Raw genomic sequence first — 17,107 nt, forward strand, 5'->3', positions numbered from 1 at the left:
TTAACTTGCAATTTCCGGCAAATTGAAAAAATTCTTGATTTCAACAACGCCGTTTTCCGTATTTATTTTATCCTCGCCTTGCAAAGTAATCAACTCCGATTCTTTCAATTTGAATTTTTTCATGGATTCATCCAGTCCTTCAATTTCCCGAATTTTATTTTCCTCGTTCAAATCCCAACAAACATTGATCAATCTTTTGACCGCGCGCCCTTCCCGCACCACAAAATCGGTCTCCCGCTTATTTTGCCAATAAAAAATTTCATTGCCGCCTCTCTTCAAAGCCAAAAACACCGCGTTTTCAAAAACCCGGCCGATATTCTCGGAAAACTTAAAAGACACCGCGTTATAAATTCCAGTGTCGATACTGTAAAATTTTTTCGGTCTTTTTTGCTGTTGCGACAAGGAATAAGAAAAATAACTCACCGGCAGCATCAAAAAAACTTCTTCCAAATACGACAAAAATTTGTTGGCGGTGGGTTGCGGAATACCTTGCTTTTTCTCGGCCAAATAGCCCGACAACGGCAAGCCGTTTTGCGTCATTGCCAAAAGACAAAATTCTTTCAAGCGGCCGGCATCGCGGACTTTATAGCGGCCGGCGATATCTTTTTCGATAATGGCCGAATAATATTCTTTCAATAATTGTTTTTTTGTTTCGGCGTCGCCGCTAAGCGTTATTTGCGGAAAACCGCCGAATTCCAGATATTTTTGAAAAGCGTGGCGCAATTCCGCTGAATTTATGTTTATGCCGGCAACATCCGTTAATTTATCCTGGCCCTTGAACAATAAATACTCCCGAAAACTCAACGGATAAATTACATTGGAATAAATCCGGCCGGTGAGAGTATACCCGTATTCTTTTGACAAAAGGTGCGATGAAGAATCGGTGATATAAAACTTCACCTCGTCACCGCGGTCATAAACGCCGCGCACGAATTTTTCCCATTGCGGCACCATATGCACTTCGTCCAAAGCCACATAAATTTTACCTTGAGGCGAAAATTTTTCCCGGTAGGCCTGATAAATTTGCAGCAAAAACTTCAAATCAAGGTCGGACGCGAACGCCGGCTCTTCAAAATTGATGTACAAAATGTTTTGAACCGATGCGCCGTTTTCTATGATCTCCTTCAAGGTTTGCAAAAGCGCGGTTGATTTTCCCGACCGCCGCACCCCCGTGATCACGGATACTTCCTTTTGATCTCTTTGATTGAACAGCTTTTGAACATATTTGGGCCGCGCCAAACCGGTTTTGACCTCTTTTTGCCAAAAATTCCACTGGCTCAATATGCCGATTATTTCCTGGTTATTCATAAATATAAAAGTATACTTTAGTATTCCATATCTAAATACTAAAGTATACTTTAGTATTTGTCAAATCCCAACCCGGTAACTGCTCGCCGGGGTAATTGATGTATCGTGGTTTTTGACCGCGAATTTCACAACAATTCGCCTTGCCGAATAAGCTAACATTGCCAAAAAACCTAAACCGCCTACAATTTGGTTCCAGATAGCTCACCGGCAGTACGCTAAAATAAAAAATCTGTTATCCAATTTTTAGTTTTATTCAGTTCTAATTATTTTAACTTATTTTGCCGCACCGTTACCCCGATAGCATCTTGCTTTCAAAGAAATGTCTGTGATTTTGTCGCAGATGGAAATATCTTGTTTCGCAATACCAACCCCCGAATAGCACTTTTCTTTGTTGCTTTGGTCGGCGATTTCACCACATATTTCCAAGTTTTGTTCGACAGCCGCAATCCTCATAAAACATTCGTCTTTCTGGTATTTTGAGTTGCCATCATATACCATGATCATGTCGCATATCGCTGTATCTTTTCTGGCGACACCGATTTCTTTATAACACCAAACTTTTTCGGGTTCATATTTGATTTGATCGCAAATTGAAAGATCGTTTTTGGCAACGCCAACGCCCTCATAACAAAAATCTTTTTCCTTATTGTAATTAACCTCTATCATGTCGCAGATCGACAAATCTTGTTTGGCGATACCGATCTTTTCATAACAATAGTCTCTATCGTGTGACCGATTTGTCGCTTTTTTACAAATTGTCAAATCTTGTTTGGCGATACTAAGTTCTCGGTAACAAAGGTTCTTATTGTCTTGGTTCATGATCAACGGGCAAAGGCTTATTGAAAAGACCGCATTTAAAAAACCAAGTTGCACGAATGTGAACATTATTGCTCCAAACGCAATAACACCCGTCAGCAAGGAAAATGGAATAACTGATTTTATTAATTTTGGCAGCGTTTTTTCATTCAATGTAACAATCTGAGCAGACTCATTTTTGAATATTTTGCTTAAAAAAATAATGAGACCTGCAATATATGTGAATATCGAAATAATACTAATAACGAAAAGGAGCAATTCAATTGGGCCGCCGATTTGCGTATTCAGCAGGCGAGAAATTAAAAAGTTGGGATTATATTTGCAATACGAATCGCCACAATCATTATAGGTATTAAAAAAGACGAATAAAACTTGCGGTATCAAAACTAAAACTGTAAAAAATACCGGATAAAAAATCACTGATTTTTTTTGGTTCCAATTGAAAATTATCTTTAACGGCACCACAATACCCATGAGAAGGTAAAACAAAAAAGAAAGCGGAATTGTGATCAATCCGCTCCAACCATTAAAAGTTAATAAAGAAAACTGAAAACTCGCGTAGCAGTATATTATCCATAGCAACAAAAAAAGGATTGCATTGATCTTAAGCGACGGCTTTAACAACGGTTCGAAGATACTATTAAATTTATTTTTTTCCATGCTGTTCAGCATTTATTTTATTGCGAAACCTTGCAAATTTATTACTTCGGTGAGAATTTGCATAGCCTTCCCCCGTAAACTAAAATGGCATTTCAATTTTAGCATTTTGAATTGCCATTTTCCAATTCTTTTTATGGATTAAAGATATTTTACGAATTCGTCAACTGTCAAATCAAGCTGCCTGACAATTGCACGCAAAGTGCCTTTGGCCAAATCTTTATTATGCAATGGAACCACCGGCTGGTGTATAACATCGCCATCGCGCACCATAATCAAATGGCTGCCTTTTTAATGATGTTTTTTGAACCCCAATTTTTCCAAGGCCGCCACAACCTCTTTTGGTTTTAAAACCGGAAGTTGCGTCATAAATTTATGCCGGACAATAATTAATTTCCACGCTCACCTTGCTTTTTAAAAAATTAGGGTCAACATCTTCCGGAAAAGCGATTTTTCTATCAGCCAAGGTTTCCAAATACAATTCGATTGCTTCGCGTACATTTTTTTTCGCCTCGGCCAAATTCTTGCCCTGAGTGACGCAACCCGGCAAAGCTGGAACCTCAACCACAAAATAACCGGATTTTTCATCGGGAGTAAATAAAACAGTATATTCAAATATTTTTTTCTTTTTCAATAAGTTTGGCATATTTTTATGGTACTTTCAATCTCCGATTTGTCAACCAATTTTAGCTACTCCACCGTCACCGATTTCGCCAAATTGCGCTTTATTAAATCGTCAAAGGAACCAAAAACTTTTGTTTTCCAATATTGACATTCTTTTGATTCCTCTCTTTTTGAAAATTAAGCGCCACCGCTTCCGCCAACGCCTTTGATAAAACCGTCGGCACCGCATTGCCTATCTGCAAATTTCTGTCGCTTCTTGAACCGTAAAATTGATAAGAATCGGGAAAACACTGAAGTCGCGCGCCTTCGCGCGTGGTAAGGGGTCGCGACGCTTTTGGATGGATGCAACGAGAAGATGACGGCGTGCTTAAATTACGGGTTATCGTTGTCGCCGGACGATTCCACCAAAGACGGCAATAAGTATTTTTATACCCGGAAGCCGGTCTCAAATTCGCGGGCAAATCGCGAGGCGTTCCCCCATCGGGCAATAATTCCATTAACTTAACCAATTTTGGATTATTCATCGGAGCGTTATGATCCATTAACCTTTCGGGCGCGTTCATCCTTGCCGTTTTTTGAAAATCGTTTTGCGGTTGTGTCGCATATCCAAAACTTTCTTCTCCGGACTTTATAAAAGGCAAATCGCCAATTGCCTCTCCAAGCGTTAAATATGGTTTTAAATTATTTCCAAACAAATTTTTACTGCCATAATTGTCGCAATGAGTTGGTTCGGGATAATGAAAATTATTTTTTAATTTGGAACCGGTCAATATCATTCTTTCCCTAATTTGTGGCGCTCCAAAATCCGCCGCATTTAAAAATTCATATTTAACTTTGTAGGAAAGCGATTCAAAAAGCGAAATTATCATTTTCAACAATTCGCCATTTTTTATTGACGAAATTCCTCTAACATTCTCAAAAATAAAAAACTTCGGATTAAATTCTTTTAAAATACGATAATATTCTTGAAAAAGTTTTCCTCGCGGATCATCCGCCGATCTCTTGCCGATCGTTGAATAAGCTTGGCAAGGCGGACCGCCCACAATAATATCTATTTCATCCGCTCTCACCCCTAAATCATTTTCAACTTTTTGAGCATTAAAATTTTTAATATCATCAATATAAACCCTTACTGTCGGATGATTCAATGAATACGCCTTTGCCATATTTGGCAAAATTTCATTCGCGGCAACAATTTCAAAATTACCGTTATGGGCAAAACCATAGCTTAATCCACCCACCCCACAAAACAAATCAATAACTTTCAATTTTTTTTCCTCCATAAAAATCAATTAAAATTTATTTCGTCGTATTTTATAGGCTTTTCCGTAATTTTCCAAACAAAATAATTCTGATCAATCTCAAAAACTGTTTGCCCTTCCATTTGTTGCCTCGTTATCCAATTAATGCTGCTATCCTCGATTTCATTAAGTTTTACAAATGCCGCTTGCCCATTATACAGATCAAAATGAATCGCGATTGTTTGATTGCCGGTCTCGCGGAAATATCTTTTCGCCTCCAATACTTTATGCTGTTTAATGTCATTTATACCCGTAAAACCGGATTGAATTTCAATCCTTATTTTTTCTTTTTTGTCCAATTTTATTTCCAAATCGGCTTTCGGGGTTCGTTTAAATGAATCAACACTCTTAAAGTCATCATCGCCGATCAAATCAATTTTTGAAACATCAATTCCAAAAATCAAACTCACCGCTTTTAAAAAATAATTTGAAACAACTGTAAATTTTCTAGCGAAATGCAACTTTTCTTTTAAATTTCCCCTAATATTTTCACCCCGCTCAGCGCGGGATTTTTTGTATAATACCATGTTTCAGCGAAACTTCGTAGGCGGAGCGGTATCCCAGCGATTTCCGGTATTTGCCGTTAAGGATATGCAGGCAATCTTGGAATCTTTCCTCGGAGATGTTTTTCAAATCGGTTTTNTTGGGGATAAACCACCGGCGGACAAGCCCGATGCCATTTTCTACATGTGGTTTCTGCCAGGGACTGTGAGGGTCGCAGAAATACGCTGGCAATCCGAATTGTTCGTGCTCTTTGTTTTCGATGCCATTGTCAAAAGTCAGATCATCAATGCTCAAATCCAACAACATGCTTTTAACGGCCAGCCTCATTACGGCCGGTTTTTTGCTTTCAATCATCGTGCCGGCAAGCAGTTTCGAGGCTGGAACGCAAATGATTGCGCCGCTGTTTTGGCTGCCGGTTTTGGTCGGCGAAACAAACAGATCGCCTTCGGCGTGGATTCCTCGCTTTGGCCTCTTTTTGATGGAAATACGATTAGGAATCATTTCTCTTTTGGTTTTCTTTTTCTGTTTGCGCGGATGATATCGCTTGGTGCAAAGAAGCGGGCAATATGCCTGGCCCCAAGCGCTGTACAGCCATTTGTAGATGGCATTGGCGCCGACCCGCGGGTTTTGCTTTTCACGCTTCATCCGCCCGGCGATCTCATCCGGGGAGCGGTGGTCTTTCAACCCTTTGATGATTTGTTCCCTTAACTCCGGATATTGCTCAACCTTCATTCCCGGATGCTTGCTGTTTAATCTTTTCGCTCTTGCTTTCAGCTGGGCGGTCAGCGCCGAGTATTTGCCGTTCTTGCGTTTTCTTTTCATCTCCCGGCTGATGGCGCTGGCATCAAAATCAAGTATTTTGGCAACTTCCTCTTGTTTGTGGCCGGCATTCAACAGCGCTTCGATTCGATCCCGGTCGGTTTGCTTCAAATGGCGAAAATGCCGCTTCTTTTTTCGTTTTTTGCGGATTTGTTTTTTCATACAACTTCATTTTACCGAAGTTGCATTTCAAAAGAGAATTTTCGAACAAACCCGCGCATCCATGAAAAATAAACTTGCTCCGGTCGACGGCCTTGATTGTTCAATTTCGGCAAAATGCCGCTTTTGTTCATTATGCCGAAGCAATGATCAATATGTTCCTTTTTAAATGCTTTCAAATTGTCGCTTTTAATTTCGTTGGCAACCGTGCGATCTATTTTTTCAACAATATCGTAAAGACGGTTGTTTAATGATTTCACATAACCAAAATCAACGCCCGGAACAATATCTTTGGCGCCAAAAAAATCTTTGATGGCCTTTTGATTGGTAAATCCCAGCTCTTTTCTGTATTTGCAAAAATATTTCGCTTCAATCGTTATTTTTTCATTCATAACCTTATTCTACTCCACCGTCACCGACTTTGCCAAATTGCGAGGTTTGTCAATATCGCAACCGCGCGCAAATGCCACATGATAAGAAAACAATTGCATCACGATCGCGGTGAGAATCGGCGTGAGCATTTCCAAAGTTTTCGGAATATAAACAACCTCATTGGCAATCTCGGCAATTTCTTCATTACCTTCGGTTGCCACCGCCAATATCCGCGCGCCGCGGGCTTTCAATTCCATAATATTGGAAATATTTTTTTCATAGACCGAATCGCTGGGACAAATCACTATCACCGGATAATCGTTGTCTATCAGCGCGATCATCCCGTGTTTCAATTCTCCCGACGCCACCCCCTCGGCATGGACATAAGCCAATTCTTTCAATTTTAAAGCACCCTCCATTGCGATGGGAAAATTATATTTGCGGCCCATAAAAAAGAAACTGGAATAATTTTTATATATTTGGGCAATTTCTTTTAAATTAACGCAATTCTCAATCGTTTCTTGAGCCAATGAAGGAATTTTCGCCAATTCATTGACAATCCTTTGCCCCATCACCAACGCCATATTTCTTTGGCGGCCCAAATACAATGTAAGCAATGCCAAAACTGTTAATTGGGAAGTAAACGCTTTTGACGATGCCACTCCTATTTCGGGACCGGCATGATTATAAATCCCGGCATCGGTCTCCCGCGCTTGAGTTGATTCCACCGCGTTGGTAATACCAATTGTTAAAATTCCCTTTGATTTTGCTTCGCGAATCGCCGCCAGAGTATCGGCGGTCTCGCCCGATTGGGAAATTGCCAAAACTGCCGAATCTCTTTCCAAAATATTTTTACGATAACGAAATTCCGAAGCCGCGTCCGCATCCGTCGGCAAATCGGCATATTCTTCAAGCATCAATTCACCGATCAACCCGGCATAACGCGCCGTTCCGCAAGCCACAATATGAAGTTTTTTAATTTCCCGCAATCTTTCTCCGACCGGCATCAGACCGCCCAGTTTGGCGCTGCCTTCGTCGGGCAATAGCCGGCCGCGCAAGGAATTGGCCAAACTTTCCGGCTGTTCCATAATTTCTTTGAGCATAAAATGCGGGTAATCGCCTTTTTCCACATCTTTTAAATCCCATTCGATTTCCTGCGGCTGGCGTTCGGCGTATATTGAATAGCCATCGGCGGTGAGCGTGGCAATCTCGCCTTCGTTTAGATAGACCACTTTCTTGGTGTTGGCCACCACCGCCGCCGGGTCCGACGCCACCAAAAATTCATCCTCGCCGATGCCGATCAACAGCGGGCTTCCCGACCGCGCGGCCACAATCTTGTTGGGATCATTCTTGGCGATCACCACAAGACCGTAAGTGCCGCGCACTCTTGCAACCGCTTTTTTCACCGCGCGTTCCAAATTGCCGTCAAAATATTTTTCAACCAAATGCGCCAGCACCTCGGTGTCGGTTTGCGACAAAAATGCATGGCCTTCGGCTTCCAATTCTTTTTTCAATTCTTTGTAATTTTCAATGATGCCGTTGTGCACCACTGAAATCGCGCCCGCGCAGTCCAAATGCGGATGCGCGTTAACCTCGGTCACGCCGCCGTGCGTGGCCCAGCGGGTATGCGCGTGGCCAATGTTGCCGTTGATCGTCATTTCGTCCAATTCCCGGCCCGCGCCCGAAATCTTCCCCACCTTCTTGAAAGTGGAAAAATTTTTGTCCCGGCCATGGATGCAAAAACCAAAGCTGTCATAGCCGCGGTATTCCATCCGCTTGAGTCCCGATATCAAAACCGGAAACGCCTCCCTTTTGCCGATATAACCGATTATTCCGCACATATTTTCAAATGAAAAATTTAAATATCAAAATTAAAAATTACAATGCAAAATTAAAAATTATTTAATTTTAAATTTTACATTTTATCCGCCAAAGGACGGATGCGCCTATGGCGCAAATTGTCATTTTGATTTTTGATTTTTGCACTTTAAATTTAAGAAATCTTACATTTTACGATACACCACCCCCAATCCGCCGTAAATCTTGACAAAAATAAATAAATAGTTTTTTTATTTGACTCTGGCCGAGCCATTTTTTTATAATTTCGGAGTTTTTGATCGCATTTCTAAAAAGATTCAAACAAAAGCCACGCCCAGAGAGGGACGGTTAAAACCGGGGTTTTTTGATAAATATTTTTGGAAACGATTATTTTTTGCGCGGCTTTGGCCGTATTTTCAAATTCGGCAAATCCTTGGTATTCCCGCGGGTTTATCTGATTTGAATAGCAGCCGTTGACCAGCCAAACTTTTCCGTCTTTTTCCGATCTGAAATCAATTTCGCTGTTTTGTAAAAGATAAAAATTTTTTGCCCAATAATCGAAATGGCGCAAAATCAAATTTTCAACATCTCGGGCGTTATCGTCAAAAGAGCGGGAGAAAAATGGTTTTTTAAGCACCGGATCAAACAAATAAATCTTCATCTTTCGCCGCAACTGTTCTTTTGATTTTTCCGAAAATTGAGGCAAAATTTTAATCAAAAACGACCCTTCAAGGTATGACAAATACTGCTTAACGGTTAAATCGCTCACTCCCAAAATTTTTGCCAAATTATTAAAACTAAAATAGGAACCATTGTTATTGGCAATTTGATAAAATAAATTTTCCAGAAGCAACGGAACGCGAATCCGATACCGAGGAACAATATCGGCATATAGCACCGTCCTAACATAATTTCTCGCATATTCGGAAACCGCATTCGGATTTAAATTTTCATAAATTTCCGGAAAACCGCCACTGGCCAAAAATTTATCGGCAAAATGAGCCAAATTATTTCTTTGTTTGAAATTTTTCTCCACAATTTGGTTCAATTCTCCTTCTTTTTCATAATTGATTTTAAAGCAATCCAAAAATTCCGCAAAATTAAAAAGCGGAAGAAAAAAATTAAAAACTCGGCCGGTGAGTTTAGTGGAAAATTCCGAAGACAAAAGCCGAGAATTTGAACCGGTCACAAAAAATTTGATATTTTTATTCTTATCAAAATTAAATCTGACGAATGCTTCCCAGCTTTGAATGTTTTGCGGTTCGTCCAAAAAAACATATATTTTGCCTTGCGGATTTTTAAGCTCAAGATAACTTGCCAAGATTTGCGGCATGATCTCAACATTGTTTCGAGAAACAAAAAAAGGGTGTTCAAAATTAATATTCAAAATGTTTTCCCGGGGAACTTTTTGGGAAATCAAATGCCAAATGATTTGCGACATAAAAAACGATTTGCCGGCGCGGCGAGGCCCGGCCACGGCAAAAACCGCCCTGGTATTGATTTGCGCGACAAAACTGTCAAACAATTTGCGCTTGACTCCGCCGATTTCAAAATCAAGCCGCCACTGGTCGTTTTGCTCCAAAATCATTTCTTCAATATTCATATTATATTAAGAATAAAATATCAATAATTCATATTATATTAAGAATAAAATATTGTCAACGCCGCCGAGTTTAAAACATGTTCACACGACAAAGTTTATCAATCTTCCGGACACGAAAATGGTTTTCTTGATTTGACTCCGGTCGAGCCATTTTTTTATAGTTTCAGTGTCTTTGGCGATTGCTATCGCTTCTTGCTCTCCGGCATCTGCCGATATTGAAATTTTATCGCGCATTTTGCCGTTGATTTGAACGATGATTTCAATGGTATCCTCTTTGAGCAAATTTTGATCGGCCATTGGCCAAGGTTGCGCAAAAACGCTTTCCGGATTGCCGAGATTGCGCCACAATTCCTCGCAGATGTGCGGGGCAAACGGCGCCAGCAATAAAATCAATCTTTTTAGCGCGTCTTTGCCAACATTCTTTTTTTCGCTTTCCGCAAAATTCAAAAATTCCATAAACGCGGCAATCGCGGTGTTGAATTTCAGCTGTTCGATATCGCCGGAGATTTTTTGGTTCAATTTGTGGACTTTGCGCAAAATTTCATCGCCGCTTTTTTTATTATCCGCGCATTCTAAAACCAAATGCCACACCCGACCCAAAAATTTGCGGCTTCCCCGCACGCTGTCCGTGCTCCACGCGATCGCCTGATCAAACGGACCCATAAACAGCTCGTAAACGCGCAAAGTATCGGCCCCGAACTCCTTAACGATATCGTCGGGACTCACCACATTGCCTTTTGATTTGGACATTTTCTGTCCGTCCTCGGCCAACACGATCCCGATGTTTCTCAACTTTTGAAACGGCTCTTTTGTCGAAACCGCGCCGATATCAAACAAAACTTTATGCCAAAACCGCGCGTACAACAAATGCAAAACCGCGTGTTCGGCGCCGCCGACATAGAGATCGACCGGCATCCAGTATTTTTCCTTGTTTTTTGAAACCAACTCTTTGCCGTTGGCCGGGTCGAGAAAACGCAAATAATACCATGAAGAACCGGCCCATTGCGGCATGGTGTTGGTTTCTCTTTTCGCCGCGCCGCCGCATTTGGGGCAAACTGTGTTCACCCAATCCGCGATCGCCGCCAGCGGCGATTCACCCGTGCCCGTGGGCTGGTATTTTTCCACTTGGGGCAACCGCAACGGCAACTGATCTTCGGGTACCGGGACCGTGCCGCATTTATCGCAATGAATCAAAGGTATCGGCTCGCCCCAATATCGTTGGCGCGAAAACACCCAGTCGCGCAATTTATAATGAACGGTTTTTCGGGCGCTCCCCCGTCCCTTCAACCATTCGATGATTTTGCTTTTCGCCTCTTCCCAATCCAGTCCGTCAAACTGCCCGGAATTCACCAGCGCGCCGCCGCCTTCATAGGGAAGTTCGGCCGGGCCCGATTCGGGTCTGATCACTTCGATAATCTCCAGATTGTATTTTTTGGCAAAATCAAAATCGCGGCAATCGTGCGACGGCACCGCCATCACCGCCCCGGTTCCATAGTTCATCAAAACATAATCCGCGGCCCACACCGAGATTTCGCGCCCGTTGACCGGATTTATCGCGGTTATGCCTTCAAAGCGCACGCCGGTTTTATCTTTGACATCGCTGATCCGTTCCAAATCCATTTTCTGTTTGGCGGCTTTGACATAGCTCTCGACGGCGGCGCGATTCGCGATTTTATCCTTTAACTTTTCGACCAGCGGATGTTCCGGCGCCAGCACGATATAAGTGCATCCGAAAAGCGTGTCCGGGCGCGTGGTAAAAACATTGATTTCCTCTTCCAAACCTTTTATTTTAAATTTCACTTCCGCCCCCTCGCTTTTGCCGATCCAATTGCGCTGCATTTCAACAATCCGATCGGGCCAATCAAGCCCGGCCAAATCTTCCAGCAACCGGTCGGCGTAGGCCGTGATTTTCAGCACCCATTGGCGCAGGTTTTTTTTCCCGACCGGCGCACCGCATCGTTCGCAATTGCCGCCCACCACTTCTTCATTGGCCAACCCGGTCAAACACTTCGGGCACCAATTGATCGGCAATTCCGATTCATAGGCCAGTCCTCTTTCGAAAAGCTTCAAAAATATCCACTGCGTCCATTTGTAATATTCCGGATCCGTAGTGTTGATTTCGCGCGACCAGTCATAGCTCAATCCCGCCATTTTCATCTGGCGTTTAATGTTTTCGATGTTTTTGTTGGTCGAAATTTCCGGCTGGATCCCGGTTTTGATCGCGTAGTTTTCCGCGGGCAAACCAAACGCGTCCCATCCCATCGGATGCAAAACATCGAATCCCGCCATCCGCTTTTGGCGCGCCACTACATCGTTGGCCGCGTAACCCTTAAAATGCCCCACATGCAAACCCGCGCCGGACGGATACGGAAACATATCCAAATTATAGAATTTGGGTTTTTCGGAATCATCCGCGGCCCGATGAGATTTGGTTTCTTCCCAAAATTTCTGCCATTTGGGTTCGATTACACTTGGCCGATATTCTTCATTTTTATCGCAATTTTCTTTTTCCATGAGTTTAATAGTCACATGCGTTTCTCTAAATTTTCAATTTTCAATTTTCAGTTTTCGCGCCGCAGGCGCGTCCGTCCTTTGGCGGACATTGAATGGCTCAATATTTCAATGACCAAACGGAATACAATGCATTTGGTTGAAAATTGAATCATTGGAAATTCATTGGAAATTGAAAATTGGAAATTGGTCATTTTGCATAATATTTCTTTGCCAATTCCTCAAACTTACTTATCACCTCTTGGCCAGCTCCGATATCCGGATCGTCTTTAAGCGGCTTCCAGTTGGAAACCGGAATGGGCCAGCCATCGCGTTTTTCTTTGGAAAAATACGGCGGGGTCAGCACGCGAAAATACGGTTTTTCTTTCACCGTCGCCAAAACGATTTTCGCTTCCCAAAATTTTTCCAGCGAATCTTTCTCCAAAAGCAATTCCTCTTCCAGCGATTCCGGATCGGTGCGGAATTTCACTTCCACGAACACCGGCTTTTCGCGGTTTCCCATCACCACAAAATCAGGGATTGACGCGATCTTTTTTCCAAGATTGCTGTCCTTGCTGAATTCATCTTCCAACTGCACGATATTTTCCAGCATCGCCTCCGAACCCAAACGATACACCCGGCACCCCGAGGCCTTTAACAACCGCTCCACCAAACTCTCCGCCAGCTTTCCCTTAATGATATTTTCGGAATTCGTCATAAATTTTCAATTTTCAAACTCCAATTTTCAATCAATATCCCAAACTTCAATGCCTCAAACAAAATATATATTCGGCATTTTATTTGATTTATTGATTATTGAAATATTTTTTGAAAATTGAAAATTGGAGTTTGAAAATTGCGATATTCCGCTTATCCTTGATATTATACAAAAAAAGCCCTCATTTCAAGGCAAAATAAAAACGGCCAAAGAAATAATTATCTTTGCCGTTAACGGGCCAGACGAGGATTGAACTCATGGCATCCCTGTTGCAAGCAGGGCGTTCTGACCGGCTGAACTACTAGCCCAAGTGCTTATGTCCGATCGCGACACGGAACCCGCCAATGGTTATGGCGTATGCTATATCGCGTTGTTACAACACATAAGCATAATTTGGCCTCTTATCATTATTCCAATTGGTATCAGAACTCAATTCAGCCACGCCGGCAACTGGGCTCGAACCAGTGACAACTTGCTTAACAGCAAGCACTCTACCGACTGAGTTATGCCAGCTTCAATGTTCTGGTAAAACCCTATCAAAAACCTATCTTGCTGTCAATATCAAACGGAATACCAGCTGGTTTTGACTGAATCTCTTTCAATTTTTGATTCAGCGGTTTTTCTTTCAAATTATCGCCCTTAAAATCCGGGTCTTGGCGATAGATATTGAAAACTTCCAGTGCGATCTCTTCAACCTGTATCGCCAGATGTTCCTGCCCTTCTTCCCACACCGCATCCCCCAATTGCGCCAAAACAAACGCGGTGAAATCTTCGGGCTTATCAATTTCATAATTGTCAAACAATTCAAAAATTATTCCCTGCACGGTATCCGCGATCGAACCGGAAAACCAGCTTTGCGGAAAATAATTTCCGTAAAGCTGTTTATGGTCTTTCATTGTGGCGATCGTTTCCGCGGCAAAATCGCAACCGTCATCGGTCGCCTCTCCGCACGCGGGACAAACGCAATCTTTTTTGTGGGCCACAAACTCCGCCCCGCACTTTTCACAAGTCGTCCCCTGGTAATTCAAATGTATCGGCATAAATATATGTCAAATGTTAAATCCCGTATCCCAAAACCGCATCTTAAAACCAAAATCTAAAAATTTGATCCAATTCCAAGATAATCAGATTGCGGGATTTTCGTTATGGTTCTTGGATATGAGATTTGAGTTTTGAGATGTCTTTATTTCCTTTCCACGATAATCGTGCAGTTGGCGATCAATGCCGCCAGCGCCCCAACGGCCGCCAAAACCGGCGCCAGCGCCGTGCCGACAACCGCGAAAGTGAGCGGGATTTCCATCAGCGTATCGCCTTTGTCGTTAATGATGATTATCCGGCGCACATTCCCCTCTTTAATGAGACTCTTAACCTTCTCGATCATTTTCTCGCCGGAAATTTTAAACTCCTCGCGCTTTGTTTTTGAACCGCGGCTTGTCTCTTTTTCTGTTTTTGATTGCGTCTTTTTTGTCGCCATATGTTTGTTAATTATTGTTGCTTTAAAATAACATTCCAAATCAAATTTGTCCACAAAAATACAAATGCGGGCGAATAATCATTCGCCCCTACGGGATACGGGAATACAATTCGTCAATTTCCCAATTTAACGGGTTATTGATGATATATTCACGCACGCGATCCAAATCATCGTCATTGCGAATAATATGTTCATAATAATTCCTTTGCCAAATTGGTTTTCCCAACAATTTGGTAACGCCAATTTTATATCCTCTGATTATCGCCCCCACGGTTTTCGATGTCCCCGCATTTTGCATTTGTAGGGGCGAATGATTATTCGCCCGTTCCCGTTTCCATTCCCGATTTTGAATAATTATAATCCCATGGAAATGATTCGGCATCACCACGAATTCATCCAAAATAACAAACGGATAATGTTTTGGAATTTCGTACCAACAATTATTTACGATTTCCCCCGCCTTATTCAATTCCATCTTTGCATCCGCGATGCTCCCAAACAAACATTGCCTGTTTTGCGCGCAAACGGTGACAAAATACGCCCCGTCTTGCGAATAATCATAACCCTTAACCCGAATTGTTCTCCGATGATGAATTTCAGAATCGTACATATTTATTTTCTATCGCAATCCCACGGAAAAATGATATCGCTGTCAATTTCTTGGAAAAATGACGAAATGTCGTATTTTCTATCGTTCAATGATTTTACCTTGAACAGCGCGAAAAATGAAATACTTTTGAGCCGGCAATTTTTTTGCAAACAGTTTTTCAAAAGCCGCAAAGTTTTCCCCGAACGGATAATATCGTCAACGACCAAAATGTTTTTATCGCTTATCCAATCGCCGCGGTCAAAAAATATCTCGTCTTGCTTGTTGATATACGCCGCAATTAAGGGTTTATCAATCTTAGCCGCCAACAGCGCCGCCGGCACCAGCCCTCCCCGACTCACCCCCACCACAACCTCGACCTTATTCAAAAACTCCTTATTGCCGCCAATAAATCCATTTATCATCTCTTCAATTTCCCCAAACCCAATTTTTTTCATTTTCAGAAATTTACCGACATTCTCACATTCTCAAGAATGTTGGAATGTCATTTAATGATCAAAGATCAAATGATTTTGTTGGCCAGCAGATAATCCCTGACGACTTCAAAAATCAATTGGTGGCCCTCGGAATTCGGGTGCGCGCCGTCAAAAAGCAATTTTTTATAATCGTCTACCGCGAACTTTTCAAAAATTGAAATGTATTCCATGCCGTTTTCTTCGACTATTAATTTAATCGCCTTATCGTATTTTTTGACATATTCGTTGCGATACGATTTATCGGTGTCCCACGGCATCGGATCGACAATTTCTTGATCTATCATCGGCAAACCGATGAAAACTATCTTGTCGGATATTTTTCTTGCCAGATTGATCAATTTCTGCAAATTATTTTTAAATTCTTTAAATGGCACCTAAAAATCATTCTTGCTGTGTACAAAAGCGGAATCATTAACGCCAATCGCAAAAATAACAACATTCTCCCCCTCCGACAGCCGCAAGCGCGACTCGGATTCAAATCTCGCGGCAATATCTTGGCTTTGGTTTCCAGATATTGAGAGATTATATATAAGGATTTCCTCGCCATCGCCGGAAATGTATCTTTCCATCAAAAAACTGCTCAGCCGCCGAACCCATCCTCCGGCGGCATCGAAACATCCCAGAGAAATGCTGTCGCCAAAAATGAAAATATTTTCGTGCATTTTGTTAAACTTTGAATTGTTGTATTATACTAAATCTATGGCAATAACCAATAAAGTCAAGATTGCGGCCTTGTGCGCTTTAGCGGCAATCTTTTCCATTGTTACTTTTGGGGTTTTAACTGGCAAAACCTCGGGTTTTGATCTGGAATGGTCAAAAACGATCTATTCCCTCCGAACTCCGGTTTTGACGCAAACAATGTTCGCCGTTTCCTCAATCAGCTCGACTCCGACCACCGGGTTATTGACCGTAATCGTCATTGCCGCGTTTTGGTTGAAAAATCGGCGCAAAACCGCGGTCTTTTTCGGCGCGGCGCTCCTGGCCGGCGTAATCGCCAACAACGCAATCAAATATTCGGTCCACCGCTTCCGGCCCGATATCGCGCCCCTGGAAGACGCTTCGTTTTACAGTTTTCCTTCAGGCCATTCCATGAACTCGCTGGTTTTCTACGGTACCTTGCTTTATATCGCGCACAGATCGATAAAAAATAAATATTTGCTTGCCGCGATGGATATTGCCGCGATAATTTTTGTCTCTCTGGTCGGATTTTCCCGCATCTATCTGGGAGCGCACTTCCCCACCGATGTCGTCGCGGGATTCGTTGCCGGAACTTGCGTACTTTGCGCCGCAATCGAAATTGGAAACCGTAGGGGCGATTCCATGTAATCGCCCGTATTGGCATTTAAATGCGGGCGAAAACA

Annotated in this window: 16 protein-coding genes, 2 tRNA genes and 1 pseudogene; 1 reads left to right on the forward strand and 18 read right to left on the reverse strand. The window is 42.3% G+C overall.

The window, feature by feature from the left end:
• The 18 genes and pseudogenes from L7H18_04760 to L7H18_04845 form a co-directional block, all read right to left on the reverse strand.
• Window positions 1–1,308: an ATP-binding protein gene (locus tag L7H18_04760; GenBank protein UMX47724.1), complete on the reverse strand. Its 1,308-nt coding sequence runs from the start codon at window positions 1,306–1,308 to the stop codon at window positions 1–3.
• A gap of 273 nt (window positions 1,309–1,581) precedes the next feature.
• Window positions 1,582–2,784: a hypothetical protein gene (locus L7H18_04765; GenBank protein UMX47725.1), complete on the reverse strand. Its 1,203-nt coding sequence runs from the start codon at window positions 2,782–2,784 to the stop codon at window positions 1,582–1,584.
• 370 nt (window positions 2,785–3,154) lie between these two features.
• Window positions 3,155–3,427: a type II toxin-antitoxin system HicB family antitoxin gene (locus L7H18_04770; protein UMX47726.1), complete on the reverse strand. Its 273-nt coding sequence runs from the start codon at window positions 3,425–3,427 to the stop codon at window positions 3,155–3,157.
• 82 nt (window positions 3,428–3,509) lie between these two features.
• The gene (locus tag L7H18_04775) at window positions 3,510–4,688 is read right to left on the reverse strand and encodes a DNA cytosine methyltransferase (GenBank protein ID UMX47727.1); all 1,179 of its coding nucleotides are present in this window, start codon (window positions 4,686–4,688) and stop codon (window positions 3,510–3,512) included.
• A 5-nt stretch (window positions 4,689–4,693) separates the two neighbouring features.
• Window positions 4,694–5,116 (reverse strand): restriction endonuclease, encoded by a 423-nt coding sequence (locus L7H18_04780; GenBank protein UMX47728.1) that lies wholly within the window; start codon window positions 5,114–5,116, stop codon window positions 4,694–4,696.
• A gap of 88 nt (window positions 5,117–5,204) precedes the next feature.
• A complete protein-coding gene (locus L7H18_04785) occupies window positions 5,205–6,191 on the reverse strand; it encodes an IS30 family transposase (protein UMX47729.1) in 987 nt (328 codons plus the stop codon).
• A gap of 11 nt (window positions 6,192–6,202) precedes the next feature.
• The gene (locus L7H18_04790; GenBank protein ID UMX47730.1) at window positions 6,203–6,580 is read right to left on the reverse strand and encodes a type II restriction endonuclease; all 378 of its coding nucleotides are present in this window, start codon (window positions 6,578–6,580) and stop codon (window positions 6,203–6,205) included.
• A gap of 9 nt (window positions 6,581–6,589) precedes the next feature.
• Window positions 6,590–8,401, reverse strand: a complete 1,812-nt coding sequence (gene glmS / locus L7H18_04795) for a glutamine--fructose-6-phosphate transaminase (isomerizing) (GenBank protein ID UMX47731.1) — start codon at window positions 8,399–8,401, stop codon at window positions 6,590–6,592.
• Window positions 8,402–8,685: 284 nt separating this feature from the next.
• Window positions 8,686–9,981 carry an ATP-binding protein gene (locus tag L7H18_04800; GenBank protein ID UMX47732.1) on the reverse strand — a complete coding sequence of 432 codons (1,296 nt, stop codon included), beginning with the start codon at window positions 9,979–9,981 and terminating at the stop codon, window positions 8,686–8,688.
• Between the two features lie 81 nt (window positions 9,982–10,062).
• Window positions 10,063–12,495 carry a leucine--tRNA ligase gene (leuS, locus tag L7H18_04805; GenBank protein UMX47733.1) on the reverse strand — a complete coding sequence of 811 codons (2,433 nt, stop codon included), beginning with the start codon at window positions 12,493–12,495 and terminating at the stop codon, window positions 10,063–10,065.
• 187 nt (window positions 12,496–12,682) lie between these two features.
• Complete coding sequence (locus L7H18_04810) at window positions 12,683–13,189, reverse strand: hypothetical protein (GenBank protein UMX47734.1); 507 nt, start codon at window positions 13,187–13,189, stop codon at window positions 12,683–12,685.
• Between the two features lie 234 nt (window positions 13,190–13,423).
• A tRNA-Ala gene (locus L7H18_04815) sits at window positions 13,424–13,497 on the reverse strand.
• A 133-nt stretch (window positions 13,498–13,630) separates the two neighbouring features.
• Window positions 13,631–13,702: transfer RNA gene (locus L7H18_04820), tRNA-OTHER, on the reverse strand.
• A gap of 23 nt (window positions 13,703–13,725) precedes the next feature.
• On the reverse strand, window positions 13,726–14,229 hold the full coding sequence (locus tag L7H18_04825) for a hydrogenase maturation nickel metallochaperone HypA (GenBank protein ID UMX47735.1): 504 nt from the start codon (window positions 14,227–14,229) through the stop codon (window positions 13,726–13,728).
• Window positions 14,230–14,372: 143 nt separating this feature from the next.
• The gene (locus L7H18_04830; GenBank protein UMX47736.1) at window positions 14,373–14,663 is read right to left on the reverse strand and encodes a DUF4342 domain-containing protein; all 291 of its coding nucleotides are present in this window, start codon (window positions 14,661–14,663) and stop codon (window positions 14,373–14,375) included.
• 88 nt (window positions 14,664–14,751) lie between these two features.
• Window positions 14,752–15,273 carry a hypothetical protein gene (locus L7H18_04835; protein UMX47737.1) on the reverse strand — a complete coding sequence of 174 codons (522 nt, stop codon included), beginning with the start codon at window positions 15,271–15,273 and terminating at the stop codon, window positions 14,752–14,754.
• Window positions 15,274–15,275: 2 nt separating this feature from the next.
• Entirely contained in the window at window positions 15,276–15,707 is a 432-nt protein-coding gene (locus L7H18_04840) for a phosphoribosyltransferase (GenBank protein UMX47738.1), read from the reverse strand.
• A gap of 65 nt (window positions 15,708–15,772) precedes the next feature.
• Window positions 15,773–16,408 (reverse strand): annotated as a pseudogene (locus L7H18_04845) (GDSL-type esterase/lipase family protein).
• Window positions 16,409–16,445: 37 nt separating this feature from the next.
• Here L7H18_04845 and L7H18_04850 point away from each other — a divergent pair.
• Complete coding sequence (locus tag L7H18_04850; GenBank protein ID UMX47739.1) at window positions 16,446–17,072, forward strand: phosphatase PAP2 family protein; 627 nt, start codon at window positions 16,446–16,448, stop codon at window positions 17,070–17,072.
• The last annotated feature ends 35 nt before the right edge of the window (window positions 17,073–17,107 follow it).

It is taken from the genome of Candidatus Nealsonbacteria bacterium DGGOD1a (assembly GCA_022530585.1).
In the GTDB taxonomy this organism is placed as follows: domain Bacteria; phylum Patescibacteriota; class Minisyncoccia; order Minisyncoccales; family UBA5738; genus UBA5738.

Excerpts from the sequence above, each read along its gene's own strand:
- glmS (UMX47731.1), bottom strand. The coding sequence starts at position 8,401 with ATGTGCGGAATAATCGGTTATATCGGCAAAAGGGAGGCGTTTCCGGTT.
- L7H18_04765 (UMX47725.1), bottom strand. The coding sequence starts at position 2,784 with ATGGAAAAAAATAAATTTAATAGTATCTTCGAACCGTTGTTAAAGCCG.
- L7H18_04800 (UMX47732.1), bottom strand. The coding sequence starts at position 9,981 with ATGAATATTGAAGAAATGATTTTGGAGCAAAACGACCAGTGGCGGCTT.
- L7H18_04790 (UMX47730.1), bottom strand. The coding sequence starts at position 6,580 with ATGAATGAAAAAATAACGATTGAAGCGAAATATTTTTGCAAATACAGA.
- leuS (UMX47733.1), bottom strand. The coding sequence starts at position 12,495 with ATGGAAAAAGAAAATTGCGATAAAAATGAAGAATATCGGCCAAGTGTA.
- L7H18_04810 (UMX47734.1), bottom strand. The coding sequence starts at position 13,189 with ATGACGAATTCCGAAAATATCATTAAGGGAAAGCTGGCGGAGAGTTTG.
- L7H18_04775 (UMX47727.1), bottom strand. The coding sequence starts at position 4,688 with ATGGAGGAAAAAAAATTGAAAGTTATTGATTTGTTTTGTGGGGTGGGT.
- L7H18_04770 (UMX47726.1), bottom strand. The coding sequence starts at position 3,427 with ATGCCAAACTTATTGAAAAAGAAAAAAATATTTGAATATACTGTTTTA.
- L7H18_04850 (UMX47739.1), top strand. The coding sequence starts at position 16,446 with ATGGCAATAACCAATAAAGTCAAGATTGCGGCCTTGTGCGCTTTAGCG.
- L7H18_04760 (UMX47724.1), bottom strand. The coding sequence starts at position 1,308 with ATGAATAACCAGGAAATAATCGGCATATTGAGCCAGTGGAATTTTTGG.
- L7H18_04830 (UMX47736.1), bottom strand. The coding sequence starts at position 14,663 with ATGGCGACAAAAAAGACGCAATCAAAAACAGAAAAAGAGACAAGCCGC.
- L7H18_04840 (UMX47738.1), bottom strand. The coding sequence starts at position 15,707 with ATGAAAAAAATTGGGTTTGGGGAAATTGAAGAGATGATAAATGGATTT.
- L7H18_04835 (UMX47737.1), bottom strand. The coding sequence starts at position 15,273 with ATGTACGATTCTGAAATTCATCATCGGAGAACAATTCGGGTTAAGGGT.
- L7H18_04825 (UMX47735.1), bottom strand. The coding sequence starts at position 14,229 with ATGCCGATACATTTGAATTACCAGGGGACGACTTGTGAAAAGTGCGGG.